This is a genomic window from Ruminococcus flavefaciens (assembly GCF_900108555.1).
Taxonomy (GTDB): Bacteria; Bacillota; Clostridia; order Oscillospirales; family Ruminococcaceae; genus Ruminococcus; species Ruminococcus flavefaciens_P.
In genome coordinates, this window is record NZ_FNWV01000001.1 from 72,256 (window position 1) to 90,383 (window position 18,128).

Annotated in this window: 18 protein-coding genes; 6 read left to right on the top strand and 12 right to left on the bottom strand. The window is 38.4% G+C overall.

Going from position 1 to position 18,128, the window contains the following annotated elements:
- Positions 1-36: 36 nt before the first annotated feature.
- Positions 37-225 (bottom strand): DUF951 domain-containing protein, encoded by a 189-nt coding sequence (locus tag BLW60_RS00270; RefSeq protein ID WP_074713920.1) that lies wholly within the window; start codon positions 223-225, stop codon positions 37-39.
- 170 nt (positions 226-395) lie between these two features.
- Here BLW60_RS00270 and BLW60_RS00275 point away from each other — a divergent pair, with 170 nt between their 5' ends.
- On the top strand, positions 396-752 hold the full coding sequence (locus BLW60_RS00275) for a hypothetical protein (RefSeq protein ID WP_074713921.1): 357 nt from the start codon (positions 396-398) through the stop codon (positions 750-752).
- An 85-nt stretch (positions 753-837) separates the two neighbouring features.
- A complete protein-coding gene (locus BLW60_RS00280) occupies positions 838-1,755 on the top strand; it encodes a S1 RNA-binding domain-containing protein (protein WP_074713922.1) in 918 nt (305 codons plus the stop codon).
- Between the two features lie 39 nt (positions 1,756-1,794).
- Here the strand turns inward: BLW60_RS00280 and pfkA are convergent, their stop codons facing one another.
- The 11 genes from pfkA to rpe form a co-directional block, all read right to left on the bottom strand.
- Positions 1,795-2,757 carry a 6-phosphofructokinase gene (gene pfkA, locus BLW60_RS00285; RefSeq protein WP_028516550.1) on the bottom strand — a complete coding sequence of 321 codons (963 nt, stop codon included), beginning with the start codon at positions 2,755-2,757 and terminating at the stop codon, positions 1,795-1,797.
- Between the two features lie 150 nt (positions 2,758-2,907).
- Positions 2,908-6,315: a DNA polymerase III subunit alpha gene (locus tag BLW60_RS00290; protein WP_074713923.1), complete on the bottom strand. Its 3,408-nt coding sequence runs from the start codon at positions 6,313-6,315 to the stop codon at positions 2,908-2,910.
- Positions 6,305-7,228 carry a DNA-binding protein WhiA gene (whiA, locus tag BLW60_RS00295; protein ID WP_242872794.1) on the bottom strand — a complete coding sequence of 308 codons (924 nt, stop codon included), beginning with the start codon at positions 7,226-7,228 and terminating at the stop codon, positions 6,305-6,307. Before whiA ends, BLW60_RS00290 begins: the two co-directional genes overlap by 11 nt.
- A gap of 8 nt (positions 7,229-7,236) precedes the next feature.
- Entirely contained in the window at positions 7,237-8,109 is an 873-nt protein-coding gene (gene rapZ, locus BLW60_RS00300) for an RNase adapter RapZ (RefSeq protein WP_074713924.1), read from the bottom strand.
- A 24-nt stretch (positions 8,110-8,133) separates the two neighbouring features.
- The gene (gene murB / locus BLW60_RS00305) at positions 8,134-9,039 is read right to left on the bottom strand and encodes a UDP-N-acetylmuramate dehydrogenase (protein WP_074713925.1); all 906 of its coding nucleotides are present in this window, start codon (positions 9,037-9,039) and stop codon (positions 8,134-8,136) included.
- 40 nt (positions 9,040-9,079) lie between these two features.
- Positions 9,080-10,039, bottom strand: a complete 960-nt coding sequence (gene hprK, locus BLW60_RS00310; RefSeq protein ID WP_074713926.1) for an HPr(Ser) kinase/phosphatase — start codon at positions 10,037-10,039, stop codon at positions 9,080-9,082.
- A 41-nt stretch (positions 10,040-10,080) separates the two neighbouring features.
- Positions 10,081-11,283 (bottom strand): putative glycoside hydrolase, encoded by a 1,203-nt coding sequence (locus BLW60_RS00315; protein ID WP_074713927.1) that lies wholly within the window; start codon positions 11,281-11,283, stop codon positions 10,081-10,083.
- 31 nt (positions 11,284-11,314) lie between these two features.
- A complete protein-coding gene (locus tag BLW60_RS00320) occupies positions 11,315-11,887 on the bottom strand; it encodes an Rnf-Nqr domain containing protein (protein WP_074713928.1) in 573 nt (190 codons plus the stop codon).
- Positions 11,871-12,506: an Rnf-Nqr domain containing protein gene (locus BLW60_RS00325; RefSeq protein ID WP_074713929.1), complete on the bottom strand. Its 636-nt coding sequence runs from the start codon at positions 12,504-12,506 to the stop codon at positions 11,871-11,873. The genes BLW60_RS00320 and BLW60_RS00325 overlap by 17 nt, the downstream gene beginning before the upstream one ends.
- The gene (locus BLW60_RS00330; RefSeq protein ID WP_074713930.1) at positions 12,499-13,494 is read right to left on the bottom strand and encodes an RnfABCDGE type electron transport complex subunit D; all 996 of its coding nucleotides are present in this window, start codon (positions 13,492-13,494) and stop codon (positions 12,499-12,501) included. Before BLW60_RS00330 ends, BLW60_RS00325 begins: the two co-directional genes overlap by 8 nt.
- Positions 13,488-14,147: a ribulose-phosphate 3-epimerase gene (gene rpe / locus BLW60_RS00335; protein WP_074713931.1), complete on the bottom strand. Its 660-nt coding sequence runs from the start codon at positions 14,145-14,147 to the stop codon at positions 13,488-13,490. The genes BLW60_RS00330 and rpe overlap by 7 nt, the downstream gene beginning before the upstream one ends.
- A gap of 200 nt (positions 14,148-14,347) precedes the next feature.
- On the opposite strand from rpe, the gene sigK reads away from it, so the two are divergent.
- From sigK to BLW60_RS00355, 4 genes are all read left to right on the top strand, one after another.
- The gene (gene sigK / locus BLW60_RS00340; protein ID WP_081348059.1) at positions 14,348-15,031 is read left to right on the top strand and encodes an RNA polymerase sporulation sigma factor SigK; all 684 of its coding nucleotides are present in this window, start codon (positions 14,348-14,350) and stop codon (positions 15,029-15,031) included.
- Between the two features lie 76 nt (positions 15,032-15,107).
- Complete coding sequence (locus tag BLW60_RS00345; RefSeq protein WP_074713932.1) at positions 15,108-16,007, top strand: NAD-dependent epimerase/dehydratase family protein; 900 nt, start codon at positions 15,108-15,110, stop codon at positions 16,005-16,007.
- A gap of 121 nt (positions 16,008-16,128) precedes the next feature.
- Positions 16,129-17,130: a DnaD domain protein gene (locus BLW60_RS00350; RefSeq protein WP_074713933.1), complete on the top strand. Its 1,002-nt coding sequence runs from the start codon at positions 16,129-16,131 to the stop codon at positions 17,128-17,130.
- 11 nt (positions 17,131-17,141) lie between these two features.
- Complete coding sequence (locus BLW60_RS00355) at positions 17,142-18,104, top strand: ATP-binding protein (protein WP_074713934.1); 963 nt, start codon at positions 17,142-17,144, stop codon at positions 18,102-18,104.
- Positions 18,105-18,128 lie beyond the last annotated feature (24 nt).

Sequence of the window (18,128 nt, forward strand, 5' to 3'; positions counted from 1 at the left end):
TAATGCTAAAATTATTACAAAATTTAATGGAGAAAGCTAACCCTCATCAGCGTGTTTAACGCTTCGGATACTCTTTTCGATCTTATTTCTTGCGACCATAAACTCTCTTGCGCATTTCACACAGCGAAGTCTGAAATCCATTCCTGAGCGTATCACATACATTTCATTACCGCCGCACGGGTGATTTTTTTTCATTGTAAGCGTATCTCCAGGTCTGATATCCAAAACAGTATCCTCCTTCCGAAAAAATGAAAAATCGTACATTTTTCATTATACCCTAAATTCGCTCTTAAATCAATATTTTAGAAGTATATTTTTTTCATTTTGGTGAAAAATAATAAAAACTTCACTTTAAACATATTGAACACATACAAAAATGGAAAGGAATTATAAATATGATTTCAAGAGTTACTGCCGAATTTGAGTCACCTGAACTTGCCGAACTGGCAATGAAAAGAGTAAAGGAAAGTGTGGACTATGTATATTCAGCCAAAACGATATATAATAAGATCTCAGACCGAGCTTTAAAAATAAGCAGAGGAACAAGTTTCTCTATTATACCGACTTACTGTAATACACACACAAATTTCCTCACAGCTGTAATGGAATCCCCTGCTTCCCGTGATATTATCCCCGAACCTGCAAGGAGCAGAAAAACTTCTGCCTGCATTATATGCGGAAGTGCAGCAGTGGATAATGTCATATCAGTTTTAAATTCTATGGGAGCACTCAATATAAGATTTGCTCAATAGCATAATCTAATCCGCCTCCGCATAAAATCTAAAGTCAGGACTGTTCAAAAGAACAGTAACAACAGTAAATTACGGAGGTACAAACATGAATTACACACCGGAAGGCTGCATCTTTGACACCTTTTCCAATCAGAAATATATATCATCACCCGAAGGTCTCAGCGAAGCAATGGAAAAAGGCATAATACTTGAAGCTAAGGCAGTTTTATGCACTAATTCACATGATCTTATAATAGATCTGCCCTGTGCTAAAGGTATCATTTTTCGTGAAGAAGGAGCTTTAGGCATCTCAGAAGGAACGACACGTGATATCGCTTTGATATCACGTGTCAATAAATACGTATGCTTTAAAGTGAAATCCCTTAAACTTGATGAAAGTGGTGAACTATCAGCAGTGCTTTCACGAAAATCAGCTCAGGAAGAGTGCATGAGAGAATATATATCTAAATTGGTATCAGGAGATATCATTGATGCTCGTATAACTCATTTTGAAAAATTTGGCAGCTTTGTAGATATTGGTTGTGGTATCCCCTCACTGCTTCCCATAGATGCTATGTCAGTTTCACGAATATCACACCCGTCAGACCGTTTCAAAGTAGGACAAATGATAAAAGTAATTGTAAAAGCAAATGAAAACAATAAAATCTTTCTTACCCATAAAGAGCTTCTCGGCACATGGAAAGAAAATGCAAATTATTTCAAAGCAGGAGAAACTGTTCCGGGCATAGTACGTTCAATTGAAGAATATGGCATCTTTGTCGAACTATCACCTAATCTTGCAGGACTCGCTGAACCCAAAGACAATGTTTGTATAGGGCAAAGCGTAAGTGTCTACATAAAGGCTATACTTCCTGATAAGATGAAAGTAAAGCTTATCATTGTAGATGTTTGCGGCGATAAGACAGAACCTAAAGAGATCAATTACTTCATTCAGTCAGATCATATCAGTCAATGGAAATATTCAACTGAAAATTCACCTAAAAATATAATAAGTGTTTTCTAATTAAAAATGCACCTGTAAAACAGGTGCATCATTATATATTTAGAATGCGATCTCTTCAGCGATATGATGAAGCTTTTCATCATAATCCTTGTGCATTGAAAGTGCTTCCTGAATATCATAATCAACGATCTTGCTGTCCTTGATACCAACAACACGATTGCCTATTCCCTGCTCAAGAAGCTCTACAGCGTAGTAACCCATTCTTGTAGCTTCAACTCTGTCTCTTACAGTAGGTGAGCCGCCTCTCTGTACATGACCGAGAATTGTTGATCTTGCATCAATACCGGTCTTTTCCTGAAGCATCTTAGCAATTTCATCTGAGTGACCAACGCTTTCAGCAACGATAACAACAAAGTTCTGCTTGCCCTTTGCTTTCTTAGCAAGCATTGTATTTGCGATCGCATTGATGTCATAAGGAACTTCCTTTGTGATGATATCTGTAGCACCGCAGGCAATACCTGTATTTACAGCAATATGACCTGCACCGCGTCCCATTACCTCAACAACAGATATTCTGTCATGTGACTGAGATGTGTCACGGAGCTTATCAGCCATTTCCATAGCTGTATTCATGGCTGTATCAAATCCGATAGTATAATCTGTGCAGGCAATATCGTTATCGATAGTACCAGGGAGACCAATACAGAGAACGCCCATTGCTGAAAGATCAGCTGCACCTCTGAATGAACCGTCACCGCCGATTACAACAAGTCCTTCAATACCAAGCTCGTCAAGCTTAGCCTTACCCTTTGCTACACCTTCCTGTGTTCTGAACTCAGGGCATCTTGCAGTATAAAGAACTGTACCACCTCTGTGGATAATGTCAGAAACGCTTCTTTCATCCATCTTTACAATGTCACCATTTAAAAGACCAACATAGCCTCTGCGAATTCCGTAAACTTCCATTCCCTTGCTAAGAGCTGATCTAACAACTGCTCTTACTGCGGCATTCATTCCAGGAGCGTCTCCTCCACTTGTTAAAACACCGATTTTCTTGATCATACATATTCTCCATTCTGCACTTGGCATATATTGTTTAACCCACAGATTTACTGCGGCATAATTCCATACTCTTATATTTTACTACTTTGTATAAAAAATGTCAAGTGTATTCCTTATTTTTTCTTATAAAACTGTTTTTTCTATCTTATTTTACTGTATTAGTCCAATTTTTGCGATATCATATATATTTTTCAGCTCTTCACAGGATTCTTTTGAAACCTTCAGACACAGCTTTGAACGAGGGATAACTGTCTTTTTTATATCAGAAAGATAACAGCATACTACTGTATCGCCTTTATATTTCTTACACAGCTCAGTAAGCTCATTTTTTATCGCTGTATCAGCAGACTCCGCTTTTATACACAGTTTCATATTTGATACATGACGTTCAAACTCGGTTTCGGCGATAATTGCTCCGCATATGACAGTTAAACGGTCATCTTTTACAGAAAGCTTTCCGTTTATAAGAACAACTGCATCAGTATTCAGCTTTGAACCGTTTATCATGAACAGATCAGGGAAAACAACACCTTCAACCTCTCCTGTTTCATCTGCAAAGGTCACAAAGCACATTTTTTCGCCATTCTTCGTTATGTGTATCTTTGAACTCTCTACAGTGCATACCAGCTTTACGCTCATACCGTCTTTCATATCAGTATGAGTGATTATATCGCTGATCTTTTTGGCGTGCAGCATTTCCATAAGCCAATTGTACGGTTCAAGCGGATGTCCGCTCAGATACATTCCTGTTGCATCTTTTTCAAGTGCAAGCAGTGTTTTTTCATCGTATTCCTGCTTATATGGTACGCGCACATTCATTTCGGTCGTATCTTCTCCGTCAAGAAAATTGAGCTGTCCCTCAATAACTCCCCTTGTGCCTGCACCTGTCATATCCAGTATTGACTCATAGCTTTCCAGCATCTGTCTGCGATTTAAACCAAGTCCGTCAAATGCACCTGCTTTGATGAGGTTTTCAAGAGCCTTTTTATTAAGCTCTCTTCCGCCTACACGCTCACAAAAATCCTGTAATCCGTAAAAATTTCCATTTTCAGCGCGTTCGTTTATTATCTTGTCTGCAAGTCCGCTTCCGACATTCTTTATCGCAAGAAGTCCGAAATATATCTTGCCGTTAGCATGAGTAAAGGTCTTATTGCTTTTATTTACATCGGGCTTTAAAACTTCTATGCCATATTCCTTGCAGGAATTAAGATATTCTGCAAGTTTTGCGCTTGCACCCATTACACTCGACATAAGTGCTGACATATATATACCGCGGTAATGGCACTTCAGATATGCGGTCTGATAAGCAAGATAAGCATAGGCTGCTGCGTGAGATTTATTGAAAGCATAAGACGCAAAGCTTACCATTTCATCGAAGATCGAATTAGCTATATCCTCCGAAACACCATTTGCAGCTGCACCATTTACAAAGCTCTCTCGCTCTTTCAGCATAACATCATGCTTTTTCTTAGCCATTGCACGGCGCACTATATCTGCATGGCCATATGAATAGCCTGCAAGTTTTCGGCATATCTCCATTACCTGTTCCTGATAGACCATACAGCCATACGTATCTTCAAGGATATCCTTTAAAATAGGATGCTTATATGTCACCTTATCAGGATGATTTTTGTTCTCGATATATACAGGTATTGATTTCATAGGACCTGGACGATATAACGAAATGATAACGATAAGGTCTTCAAGACGTTCGGGGACAAGCTCCACAACACGAGCTGTCATACCCTCGCTTTCAAACTGAAATACGCCCTGAGTATCACCGGCAGACATCATTTTATAAACACCCTGATCATCTGTCGGAATGGAATTAATGTTAAAATCAGGCTCTGAACGATGTATTTCTTTAACCGTATCTCTGATTATAGTGAGATTTCGCAGTCCAAGAAAGTCCATTTTCAGCAGTCCTAGCGACTCAAGAACGCCCATTGTATACTGAGTGACAACTGTATCATCATTACGCTGAAGTGGTACAAGATCTATGAGCGGAACAGCAGATATAACTACGCCCGCTGCATGGGTAGAAGTATGACGCGGCATACCTTCTATTTGTTTTGCAAGATCAATAATATTGCGCACATCTCTGTTTGTATGATAAAGTGAGTCAAGTTCTTCACTTTCTTTTATAGCTTCATCAAGCGTTGCACGAGGGTCGATCTCTTTTGCCACTCTGTCACACAGTTGATAGGATATTCCAAGCACTCTTCCCACATCTCGTACAGCAGCACGAGCTTTCAGAGTATCAAATGCGATTATCTCCGATACATAATCCTTCCCATACCTCTGAACAACATAATCTTTTACGCTCTGACGTCCTTCAATACAAAAATCAATATCAAAGTCAGGCATACTTACACGTTCGGGATTGAGGAAACGCTCAAAAAGAAGATTGAATTTTATAGGATCAATTCCTGTGATACCGATGCAGTAAGCACACAAGCTGCCTGCACCCGAACCTCTTCCCGGACCTACAGGAACATTATGTTCACGAGCATATCTGATAAAATCCCATACAATAAGGTAATAATCGGTATAACCCATTTTTGTTATCACATCAAGCTCATACTCCATTCGCTCGATGACTTTGTCATCAGGTGAAGCACCATATTTCTCGAACATACCTTTACGGCAGAGCTGTCTGAAATACTCCTTATTGTCTGTAACTCCGTCTAAAGTGAATTTCGGAAGTTTAATATTTCCAAATTCAAAATCAACGTTACATCTTTCAGCAATGGACACTGTATTTGTAACCGCTTCTTCATGTCCCTTGAAAAGTTCTGCCATTTCATCTGCTGATTTTATGTAAAATTCGTCCGACTCAAACTTGAGAGCATTCGGATCATCAAGAGTTTTACCTGTCTGAATACAAATTATAACGTTCTGCGTTTCCGAATCATTTTTATTGATGTAATGGCTGTCATTTGTAGCAGCAAGAGGAATATTTGTCTCTGCTGAAAGCTTATATAAAAGCGGAAGTATCCTTAATTCGTCTTTTATACCGTGATTCTGCACTTCAATAAAATAGTTGTTTTCACCGAAAAGATCACGATATTTAAGTGCAACTGCCTTAGCTTCATCGTAATGACCTTCTACAAGGAGACGGGGTATCTCACCTGCAAGGCAGGCAGACATACAAATAAGACCGCTGTGATATTTCTGCAAAAGCTCAAAATCTACACGCGGTCTGTTGTAAAAGCCCTCTATACTTGCAAGAGATACAAGTTTAACAAGGTTTTTATATCCCTCATTATTCTCACACAAAAGAATAAGGTGATACGGAGATGCATCGAATTTCGGTTCACGATCATGTCTTGTCCTTCTTGCAACATAGACCTCACAACCTATTATCGGCTTTACACCTGCTTCTCGTGCTGTATTCCAGAACTCAATAGCTCCGTACATATTGCCGTGATCTGTAATCGCTACGGCTGTTTGTCCAAGCACCTTAACTCTTTCAATGAGCTTTTTTATACGGCAAACACCGTCCAGAAGGCTGTATTCGGTATGAACATGAAGGTTAACAAATTCATCATTTCTCATGTTTGATACCTCCGCATCTTATTTCGTCTGCAAGCTTGGCAAGCTTCTTGAATCTGTGATTTACACCTGATCTGCTTATTGGTTCACTAAGATTTTCACCTATTTCCTGCAAGCTCATATCAATATTGTCAAGTCTCAGCTGAGCTACCTCACGCAGTTCATCGGATAAGCTTTCAAGTCCAAGTGAATGATCTATCAGCTTGATATCCTCGATCTGCTTCATAGCAGATTTAACGACCTTATCAATATTAGCAGCATCGCAGTTTGCAATTCTGTTGGCTTTATTTCTTATATCCTTATAAATTTTCGTATTCATAAGTTCAAGTGTACACTGTGTAGCACCTATAAAAGTCAACGTATCCTCTATCGACTCACTGCCCTTGATATAAACTATATTCTGCCCTCTGCGCAGCATTTTCTTAGCATTTACACCAATATCATTAAGAAGCATAAGGAGCTGTTCGGATATTCCTTCCTCAGGGCAGGCAAACTCAAGATGATACTCCTTTGATGGGTCATTTACACTTCCGCAGGCAAGAAAAACACCTGCTGTAAAAACTCCGAGACTATTTGTTGCAATAATCTCGGAGTCTATGACTCTTTCATAACCTGATATTTTATATTTTTCAAAAACCGCTGACGCTGTTTCGCCTTCAATGTCATATGAGTGCAAAACTGTACCGTTTTTGCGTATGTGTTCACTTTCTGAAAGTTCAATATGAAATACAGCTTTAAAAAGTGATTTAAAAAGTGCCGCAGAAGTACTGCTTTCACTCTGAAAGCATATCCTTTCACGGGTAAGGGTACGGCAAAACAGCAGCATTCCGTAGAGACAGGCAAATCTCTTGTCTTTATCATTTACAGATGAGCATATCTCGTGTCTTACATCATTTGAGAATGAAATTTTGACCACTTCCTTACTCAGAATTTCCTGTCCTTAGTTATATCTCTATGATACTTCTGCACCTTATACTCTTTTTCGATAAGATGATCCGCCATTAACTCGGCAAAAGTTATGGAACGGTGCTTTCCGCCTGTACAGCCAAAAGAGATAACAAGCTGACTCTTACCTTCAAGAACATAAAGTGGTATAAGATAATCAATAAGATCAGTAAGCTTATCAAAAAGCTGCTTAGACTGATCAAAGCTCATAACATAATCCCTGACACAGCTGTCACAGCCTGTATGATTACGAAGTTCCTCGATATAAAACGGATTTGGCAGGCATCTTACATCAAAAACAAGATCTGCTTCTGTTGAAACTCCGTATTTAAAGCCAAATGACATAACTTTTATAATGAGAGAATCCGAACTTTTTTCAAGAAAAAGCCCTTTGACTTGTTCTTTAAGCTGAGAAGAAGTGAAATTTGATGTTTCTATGTAATAATCAGCTATCTCTCTAAGCTGTGATAACTGTTCCCACTCATAATTGATAGCATCATGGATATTTCCGTTGAATTTATCAGAAAGCGGATGTCTTCTTCTTGTTTCCTTGTATCTCTTCAGCAGAACATCGTGATTTGCTTCAATAAAAAGAACTTTTACATCAACATCGCTTCGGCTTTTCAACTCCTGCCACGAACGGAAGATCTCTGCAAACATATCACCTGTTCTGATATCAACTGCCACAGCTATTTTATTTATATCCGATTCGGACTGCCTGCACAGATCAACAAATTGTGTTATAAGCTTTGGCGGTATATTGTCGATGCAATAAAAACCAATATCCTCCATAACGTCCATAACACTTGATTTTCCCGATCCCGACATTCCCGTTACAATCAAAAGCTGCATAATAATCTCCTTTTTAAAAAGAGTTTACTGAAGGATAACAGGCTCAAGCTCAAGCTGATAGCCTGTTTTCTCCTTTACTATCGTTTTAACTTTATCACAAAGTTCAAGTACATCAGCGCAAGTCGCGTACCCTTTGTTGATAACAAAACCACTGTGTTTTTCGCTAACCATAGCACCGCCGCAGGTAAGTCCTTTAAGTCCGCACTGATCTATCAGAAGCGAGGCATAACTTCCCTCTGGACGCTTGAAAGTACTTCCTGCACTTGGATATTCAAGAGGCTGTTTAGAACTTCTTTTAGCCATACATTCGGACATTGCCTTCTTAATTTCATCTAAATTGCCTGATTTCAGTTCAAGAGTAACAGATGTGATAACATTTGTTGTTCCCGAAAAAAAGCTTTGTCTGTAAGACAGCTGCATATCATCTTTGCTTATGGTACGGATTTCACAGTTTTCATCAATGTACTCAGCAGAAACTACAACGTCCTTCATTTCACTGCCGTAAGCACCTGCATTCATATACAATGCACCGCCCACAGTTCCCGGAATACCAAAGAGATTTTCCATGCCTGTAAGACCTAATTGCTGTGCACGAACACAAGCTGATGCAAGAAGGACGCCTGCATCGCACTTTATTGTATTACCGTTTATCTCCATATGCGAAAAATCGCTTCCGAAAAGCAAGATAACACCATCATATCCATCGTCAGAAACAAGCACATTGCTGCCTCTTCCAAGGATACCGTACTTTATTCCTTTTGTTTTCATATATCTGATAAGCTCAGCTGCCGACTTTGCAGAATTGACACTGATAAGAGCTCTGCATGGGCCGCCGAAACGAAATGTTATATAATCACTAAGTGAACACTCGGGAGTGATCTTGCACCCAAATTTTTCGCAAAGCTTTGATAATTCATTTATGTCTATCATTATTTCCCCCTGGATCATATTAGTATGTAGTTCTTCATTATCAGAATGCGTCATAATCACGAACAACTTCCTTAGGATCTGATTCCATTCCAAGACGGTTAAGAAGCTCACGAGCAGCATTATAGCCCATTTTCTTCTGTCTGTTATTCATAGCTGCTACTTCAAGGATAACAGCAAGGTTACGTCCCGGTTTTACAGGGATAGTAAGTGAAGGTATCTTTACACCAAGAAGACTTACGAACTCTGTGTCAACGCCCATTCTGTCATATACTTTTTCGGAATTCCACTGTTCAAGCTCAACAACAAGATCAATCTTTTCTGTCATCTTAACAGCACCGATACCGAAGAGTCGTCTTGCATTTATGATACCGATACCGCGGAGTTCAAGGAAGTGTCTGATATTATCAGGTGAGCTTCCTACAAGGCTTATATTAGATACCTTTCTGATCTCAACAGCATCATCTGCAACAAGTCTGTGACCTCTTTTTACCAGCTCGATAGCTGTTTCACTCTTACCGACACCGCTTTCACCTGTAATAAATACACCTTCACCGTATATCTCTATGAGAACGCCGTGTCTTGTTATTCGTGGAGCAAGTGTAAGATTAAGGAATGCAATAAGACCTGCAATAAAGTTTGAAGTACTTTCCTTGCTTCTGAGAAGTGGTACTTCATACTCCTTTGCAAGCTCAAGCATTTCTGCAAAATACGGAAGTTCCCTTGTGATTATAAGAGCAGGGATACGCTGAGCAAAAAGAAGCTGCAAACGCTCACGTCTGGTCTTTTCGTCAATAGTTGAAAGATAGGCAAATTCCATTTTACCGATGATCTGGATACGCTCGGGATTAAAATACTCATAAAATCCCATAAGCTGCAAGCCTGGACGATTAACATCATTTTCATCGATCATGATCTCATTTGCGTCTTTATGAATAAAGATCGCTTCAAGTTTGAATTCTTCGATCAACTTCTGAAGAGAGACTTTAAAATTATCTGCCATAACAAACTCCATTCTCCGATCTGTGATCGGGAATTATTTTTTTAGCCGAGTACATATGAATCGAACCCGTATTCGACTATTTCATCCTTCGCGTCAAGAAGATCCTGAGTGCTGAGAGTTTCACCGGAAACTCTTACAGCAACATTGAAATCTTCAACATCCTCACTTACAAGATCAAGCATTTTCCTTACATTATCTGCCGTTGTGCCTGTAAACTCGTAAACCGTTTCATCTGTATACACACCATAGCTGATAGTATCAAGGTCTATATTCAGTATTACAGAGTTTACTTTAAGCAGCATTGGCTGAAGTATATCTGTTTTTCCTTTAAGAAGATCCGAGGCATTTACCTCAAGTATCATTGAAGAGCCCTTGCTCATTATTGTTTCATACATCGTATTGGCTGCCGACGTAAGAGCCATATATCTGTCAGCACTTACGACCTTATCGCCAAGATATTCCACATCGCTTGGTCTGAAATCAGGAAAGATAAAATCATAGCATACAACTTTATCAAAACCTGCTTCAGCGACCTCTTCAACGATATCATTATTATAGTTTACAGATCCCTGTGAAAAGGGATTCATCCACGGCTTTCCGCCTGCTTCCACACTATTATCTATCCACTGTGAACCGTCCTCAACAGTAAGATAGCTCATATCGCGGAAATAATTAGGCACAACATTATCATAAAATGTACTCACAGTTGCAACAGGCTTATAACCGGCTGATGATATTGCCGAAACTATATCACTGAGCTTACACGTTGAACGAACTATGCCTGACGAATTTGCATAATAATTATTTGTTGCGTAATAGATATCTCCTCCGCTAACTTTCAGAGGAACTTCTACATATTTTATATCCTGATCTGCAGGAACACGCTTCAAAGCAGCTTTTACTGCCTGAATGTCTGAAATATCCAGCGGATCAAGCGTATATGCACGATATTGCTCTGCACTTTGTACAGGGGCAACAGATAAAGTCGGCTCTTCTGTAATAGGCTGACCATTTTCATCGGTTGCTATTTCATTCTCAGAGATAGTTGATGTGGGTGATGTATTATCGCCCTTTTTCTTTGAATAGTTTATCAGAGGTTCAGCTACACTGTATCCGATAAAACCTATTCCGCCGATAAGCAGAACTGTCAAACCTACAGAAAAAGCTTTCCCAACAGGACTTTTACCATAGTAATTCTTTTCTTTGGTCTTATAGATCTTCCTACCTTTATTTTTGAACTTCATTAATTTACTCTCCTATATCAGTATATTGCAATTATTTAAGTGAATATACTGCCATTGATATAATTCCAAGATATACAAGCATTGCCGGAAATCCTCTGAAAGCAGCAGGAACTTTTGCAGAATTAAGTTTTCTGTAAGCCACTGTAAGGATAAGTGCTGCAATAATAAAACCTATTCCTGCCTCAAATCCGGCAGAAACATATCCCCCGAGTTCAAATAAAGAACTGTCCATTGACGCTCTTTTGCTTATTGTAAAAAGCGTTCCCATAACTGCACAGTTAAAGGCAGATACATGGATATATTTTCGGAAATCCTCAAAATAACTTCTTCCTACATAATAAACTGCTGTAAGGAGAAGTATATAGAGTATACCGATTATCAATGTATAAAATAATAATCTCAGATCAGAAAACGATGCCGGAAGTTCAGCATCTATCAAATAAGCCGCAGCTGAACCGATAGTCGTGAACAGTGTTATCACACAGGCTGTACCGACAAGATTTTTTCTGCTTCCTGCCGCAATAAAAATCGTACTTGTTCCCAAAGCCTGAGACAATATAAGGTTAGCAGCAAGCAGCGTAATAAGATCATTTATCAGAAACACTTGCTTCACTCCTTACCTGTCTGTGATCTTTTGATACAAGTGAACGTATAAATCTGTATACACCACACATCAGTCCGAGGAATATAAAACCTCCGAAAGGCTGTGATAGTCCGCTTATAAGTGTATTCACATCAACAATCTTGCTATTTATAGTACCATATGCAAAAAGCTCACGCAAAAAACCCGTTAACAGCATAACTGCATCAAATCCAATAATGCAGAATATGAGCGAGATCATCATATCAAGCTTTTTCATTTTAAAGAACTTTGCCTCAGTCTGAAAAACAATAAGTGAATTTACTGCAAGAAGCGGATAATATATGCCAATTCTTTCTATAGAATCAGGATAGAACTCCTCAGCAGCTAGTTTTACAGGTACATAAACTGCCGCAGATATAAGTGCATAAATGATTATTTTTGCAGTATAAGGCAATTTTTTCGGAACAAACGAAGAAATAAGCACCGATAAAAATGTTATGGCTGAAAAAGCATATATCAGTGCCATAGCATTTTTCAGAGTATCTCCGCATATTATAACGGGAGAAATGACCATAAGTCCCGAAAGGACGATATTATCGTGAAGAATACCGCCGAAGAGATTTTTCTTGCGACTATTCACCTTCAGTCATCTCCTTTCCTGCTGTTACACTCTCAGAAGCTTCATTATCTTTCTCAGATGTATGCTCCGAAGCAGCCTTTTCGATCCGTTTTTCAAGATTCTTAAAGCCAAGAGCTATAGGAGTAAAGAGTACGGAAACAATGACTATAGCATTTTCTTTTGCCATTGTAAGTACAAGTACATAAGATATGACACCTATGAAAAGTCCGTAAAAAAAAGCATAATAGTTTCTTTTGGGTGCGATCCTGATATCTGACACTATATATATAGCCGAAAAAAGAACCATATTCATAACAAGAGAATATTTGAAAGAATCAGCCCTTGAGCTTATCATAGGAGTAACGCAAGCAAAAAATCCAGTGCCGAATACTGTTCCGATAAACGCTCCTGCTGAAATACTTCTTCTGAAAATGAGAACCACAGCAGCTACAACAAGGAGCAGTATGCTTACAGAACCGCATGGTCCGCTGAAATTACCGAGCAGCAGCTCAAAATCAGTATGATCAACATTTCCTGTCATATTAAAAGTATGAGATGCAGAATTAACAAGACCTGTTGGTTTCTCAAATATACCAGTCTTTACATGAGGTTCTGTGTACTGTAAAAGCTGATGTCCCCATGAAGTAAGCACAAAAATATATGCCGCAGCCGCAGGCGAAAAGATCATATTCAATCGTCCGCCAAAAACATTCTTTGCAGCAATAATAGCAAAAAGAACTGCTATTACTGCTATTTTATAATCCATGACAGCAGGAAACATCAGTGCAAGGATCATAGCATCAGATGTACAAGTAAGATCATCGGCTGTAAAGCGTCTCTTCATCATTCTAAGCGAAACAATTTCAGCAATGACAGCTGTAATAACACAAACTCCCGCAAGCACGACAGAACGTATTCCATAATAGAAATACGACATAAGTTCCAGAGTGAGAAGAGTTATCATGATATCAAGCCAGATAAGGCGTTCTTTTCTTGCTTTTTTCAGCATGACTTGCCTTCCTTGAGAACAGCAGCTGCCGACTTCATATCATCTGATGTAAAAAGATAACTTCCCGAAACAAGAACGTTTGCTCCTGCATTCAAGACAATAGATGCAGTTTTATCATTTATACCGCCGTCGACCTCAATATCTGTTTCAATTCCAATAGAATTTACTTTTTCTCTTAATTTCTTTATTTTATCAGCAGTTTCAGGTATAAAACTCTGACCGCCAAATCCCGGCTCGACAGTCATAACAAGAACCATATCAAGATACGGGAGATATTCATAAACAGCTTCCGCAGGAGTTGCAGGCTTTATTGCGATCGCTGCCTTTACGCCACATTCTTTTATAGCTTTTATCGTTTCAAGTGTATCGCTTTCGCTCTCAATGTGAAAAGATATGATATCCGCGCCAAATTCAGCAAATCTTTTTGCATATTTTAAAGGATCTGCGATCATAAGGTGAACATCAAGTGTCATATCTGTCGCACTTCTTACTTGTTGAAGAACAGGAAGTCCGAATGTAATATTATTGACAAATATGCCGTCCATTACATCAAAATGCAGCATATCAATATCACTTTTCTCAAGTTTTCTTATTTCATTCCTAAAATCGAGCATATCTGCACTCAGTACAGATGCTGAAACATAGTTTTTCAAATAATCACTTCTTCCGTATTTTGACCGCCTATTTCAGTAGGCGATAGTAAATCTTTCTTAATCCATACACTATTATTATATAATATTTATTGCAGAACGTCAATATACTTATATTGTTTTTTATTTTATTTTTTTGTCCCCACTATATTTCCCAAGCTTTTACGCATATTATTCTCTATATCACATTGGAGGTAATTCATATGCTGACCGAACTTTTAAGGAGCTTATTATTCTTCGCACTTCACATTGATAATACTTCTGTATTTCCTAAACCCTTATCCTCAAAGGAAGAAAAAGAGTATTTCTATAAAATGTCAAACGGAGATACATCTGCACGTTCAAAGTTAATTGAACATAACCTTAGGCTTGTAGCACATATTGTAAAGAAATACGCTTCGACCTCTGACGAACAGGATGAGCTCATTTCCGTTGGAACTGTTGGATTAATAAAAGCTGTATCAACTTTTAATTATACAAAAGGTGCGAAATTCTCGACTTACGCAAGCAGATGCATCGAAAATGAAATTCTTATGCAATACCGTGCCGCCAAAAAATCCGCAGGAGATATTTATATAAACGAGCCTGTTGAAACAGATAAAGACGGAAATTCAGTGACTCTAATGGATCTGATAGATGACGGAACTGATATACACGAACAAGTAGATACGCTTATACGTTCTCGGCAGTTATACAGTTTTCTGAAAGAATGTCTCGAACAGCGTGAATTCGATATAATTGTTTATAGATACGGACTATATGGAACTTCACCGCATACGCAAAACGAAACTGCCTCTAAACTTGGTATATCGCGGTCATATGTTTCAAGACTCGAAAAAAAATCTATCAGCAAATTAAAGAAAATGTTTGAAAGTAATACACTGTAAAGTAAACCTATGATACATTGTACTTATGCCAAAACTATGATATAATTTAAGCAACCTATATTTCAGGAGGAAGTACATGGATATTCTTGTAACAGGCGGAACAGTTTTTGCCAGCAGATATACTGCTGAATATTTTTCTAAACGAGGCAGCACTGTATATGTATTAAACCGCGGCAGCAAACCACAGTCAAAAAATGTCATTCCTATAATCGGCGACAGAAAAGCTCTCGGAAACACACTGAAACCGTATCATTTCGATGCGGTTATAGATGTAACAGCCTATAATTCAGAAGATGTCGAGCTGCTGATTAACGGATTGGAAAGCTTTGATAAATATATTCTTATAAGTTCAAGCGCAGTATATCCCGAAACATTACCGCAGCCTTTCTGTGAAACAATGAAAATCGGTCCGAATTCAATATGGGGAAAATACGGTACCGATAAAATTGCTGCCGAAAATGCCTTATTGCAGCGATGTCCCTATGCGTATATTATCAGACCGCCTTATCTTTGCGGACCTATGAACAATCTTTACCGTGAATCTTTTGTTTTTGAATGTGCAGAACAGGACAGACCTTTCTATCTGCCTGAAAACGGCAGTATGAAGCTTCAATTCTTTCATATTGGTGATCTATGCAGATTGATTGAAAAAATACTCATTTCAGATGTAAAAGAACACCTTTTCAATACAGGATACCCTGTTCCTGTTAGTATCAAAGAATGGGTATCTCTTTGCTATTCAATTATCGGCAAAACTCCAATATTTAAGAATGTGGAAGCTGAAATAGCACAGAGAAGCTATTTCCCCTTTTACAAATATGAGTATCTTTTGAATGTTGAACGAATGAATAATATTCTTCCTGATCTTACTCCATTAAATGATTCTCTCAAAGAATCGTATGAATGGTTCAGAAACAACCGTGAACTTATAATAAAAAAGCCGCTTATAGATTATATTGAAAATAATCTGGCTTGATAAAACTTGATCATAATAAAAGTGCACTATTTGCTTATCGTTTGATTGTATAATTTGTACAGTGACAACTCTCTAAAAATATGTTATAATGTTTTTTACAGTGTTTTTGGAGGTGTATTCGTTGGAATATAAAGTTAACTGCGGCATATGGGGAGCAATGTTCGGCGTCCCTGTTATTGTTGCCGACAATTTTCTCAAACTTGCTACAGGTGATCAGATCAAAGTGCTTCTGTATCTTTTGAGATGTTCAGGTAAAATATGTACGAGTGAGGATATATCAGCGAATACAGGTGTTACTGTTCAAGTCGCAGAAGATGCTGTACTTTTCTGGCAGCAGGCTAATGTTATTACTCCTCAGGGAACTATTTCGCAAACTGCCTCCAATTCAATAATGGTACAGCCACAGCCGCCTGAGTCGATCAGCACACCGCCTGCGCTTGCTTCACAGCAGCAGCCCGCAGCAGCTAAACTCCCTGACCATAAAATAACACTAAGCGGCGGTGAGATTGCAGCGATAATGCAGGACTCTCAGGATATAAGAGATCTTTTCAAAGTTGCTGAGACAATTATCGGCACACTGAAAAACAATCAGATGAATTCGATTATATGGATGTACGATCATCTTGGTTTGAAGAAGGAAGTTATCATAATCCTTCTTACTTACTGCGCTTCGATTGAAAAGACAAATACAGCTTATATCGAAAAAATCGCTTCCGCATGGGCAGAAAACGATATCAACACTATGGAAGCTGCACAGGACGAAATACAAAAACGCAATGCTGCAAAAGACTACATACTAAGCATTATGAAAAAATTTGAAATGAACAGACGCCCTACCGCAAAGCAGGCTGAGTTCATTGAACAGTGGAAAAATGCAGGTTTCCAGCTTGAACTTGTACACTATGCATACGAAAAAACTATCGAACAGATAAACAAATTAAGCTTCGATTATATAAATAAAATACTTCTTTCATGGCGTGACAGCGGTTTTATGACAGTACAAGACGTAAAAAATGCCGAAAACGATTTCAAGAAGAATAAAAAAGGAAATTCTTCCAAAAAAGACATCAAAGATGCAGATATGGAAGGATATGAATCAATTATAAATCAGTTCTTATACTGAGGAGGTAAAAAATGGACAGCTCTATTTTTGATAAAGCTCAGTCTATATTAACAAACAGACGTATGAAAGCTGTCAGCGAAAACGAGCAGCGAATAAGTGAAGTAAACAGCAAAATACCACAGATACGTGAGATAAATGAAGTACTTTTCAATACAGGAAAAGAACTTATTTCTATAATATCTAATAACAAAGGTAAAGATATTTCAGATAAGATCGAACAATTAAAGCAGTATAACCTTGGTGCGCAGGCAATGTCACGAAAAATTCTTGCCGAACACGGCTATCCCGAGGACTATCTTGATATTCATTACACTTGCCCAAAGTGTTGTGATACAGGGTATAACGGCAATAAATTCTGTGATTGCTTACGAAGCCTCTGTGGAAAACTCGCAGCAGATGATCTGAATAAGAGTTCTCAGCTGAAACTTTCTAATTTTGAGAGTTTTTCTCTTTCTTATTATTCCGGTGAAAATTATCTGGCTATGAAGAAAATCCTGGAATATACTATGCAGTATGCCTCAACATTCTCTCCCGACTCTAAAAGCATACTCATGTTCGGTCAGACAGGACTTGGCAAAACACATCTTTCACTTGCTATAGCAAATAAAGTCCTCGAAAAAGGCTACAGCGTCATATACGACTCAGCTATAAACATTCTCAGAAACATCGAAAAAGAGCATTTCAGCTATGAACATTCATCGGAAATGATAGATCTTGTTATGAATACCGATCTGCTTATTCTCGATGATATGGGCACAGAATATGAATCCCAGTTTTATAATGCAACTATATATAACATCATTAACACACGTTTAAACTGCGGTAAGCCATCAATAATAAGCACTAACCTTGACCTTGCAGGTATCGCACGAAGATACGACAAAAGAGTAGTTTCGCGTATCGTTTCTATGTATTCATGTCTCGAATTCAAGGGCGATGATGTCAGATTACAGATAAGAAAAAACAGCATATAAAAAGGCTGCCTTTACGGCAGCCTT

What these genes read in the sequence shown, in the direction of transcription:
- rapZ (WP_074713924.1), bottom strand. Translation starts at nt 8,109, where the DNA reads ATGCAGCTTTTGATTGTAACGGGAATGTCGGGATCGGGAAAATCAAGT.
- BLW60_RS00315 (WP_074713927.1), bottom strand. Translation starts at nt 11,283, where the DNA reads ATGAAGTTCAAAAATAAAGGTAGGAAGATCTATAAGACCAAAGAAAAG.
- sigK (WP_081348059.1), top strand. Translation starts at nt 14,348, where the DNA reads ATGCTGACCGAACTTTTAAGGAGCTTATTATTCTTCGCACTTCACATT.
- hprK (WP_074713926.1), bottom strand. Translation starts at nt 10,039, where the DNA reads ATGGCAGATAATTTTAAAGTCTCTCTTCAGAAGTTGATCGAAGAATTC.
- BLW60_RS00345 (WP_074713932.1), top strand. Translation starts at nt 15,108, where the DNA reads ATGGATATTCTTGTAACAGGCGGAACAGTTTTTGCCAGCAGATATACT.
- pfkA (WP_028516550.1), bottom strand. Translation starts at nt 2,757, where the DNA reads ATGATCAAGAAAATCGGTGTTTTAACAAGTGGAGGAGACGCTCCTGGA.
- BLW60_RS00355 (WP_074713934.1), top strand. Translation starts at nt 17,142, where the DNA reads ATGGACAGCTCTATTTTTGATAAAGCTCAGTCTATATTAACAAACAGA.
- BLW60_RS00330 (WP_074713930.1), bottom strand. Translation starts at nt 13,494, where the DNA reads ATGCTGAAAAAAGCAAGAAAAGAACGCCTTATCTGGCTTGATATCATG.
- murB (WP_074713925.1), bottom strand. Translation starts at nt 9,039, where the DNA reads ATGATAGACATAAATGAATTATCAAAGCTTTGCGAAAAATTTGGGTGC.
- BLW60_RS00280 (WP_074713922.1), top strand. Translation starts at nt 838, where the DNA reads ATGAATTACACACCGGAAGGCTGCATCTTTGACACCTTTTCCAATCAG.
- BLW60_RS00275 (WP_074713921.1), top strand. Translation starts at nt 396, where the DNA reads ATGATTTCAAGAGTTACTGCCGAATTTGAGTCACCTGAACTTGCCGAA.
- BLW60_RS00290 (WP_074713923.1), bottom strand. Translation starts at nt 6,315, where the DNA reads ATGAGAAATGATGAATTTGTTAACCTTCATGTTCATACCGAATACAGC.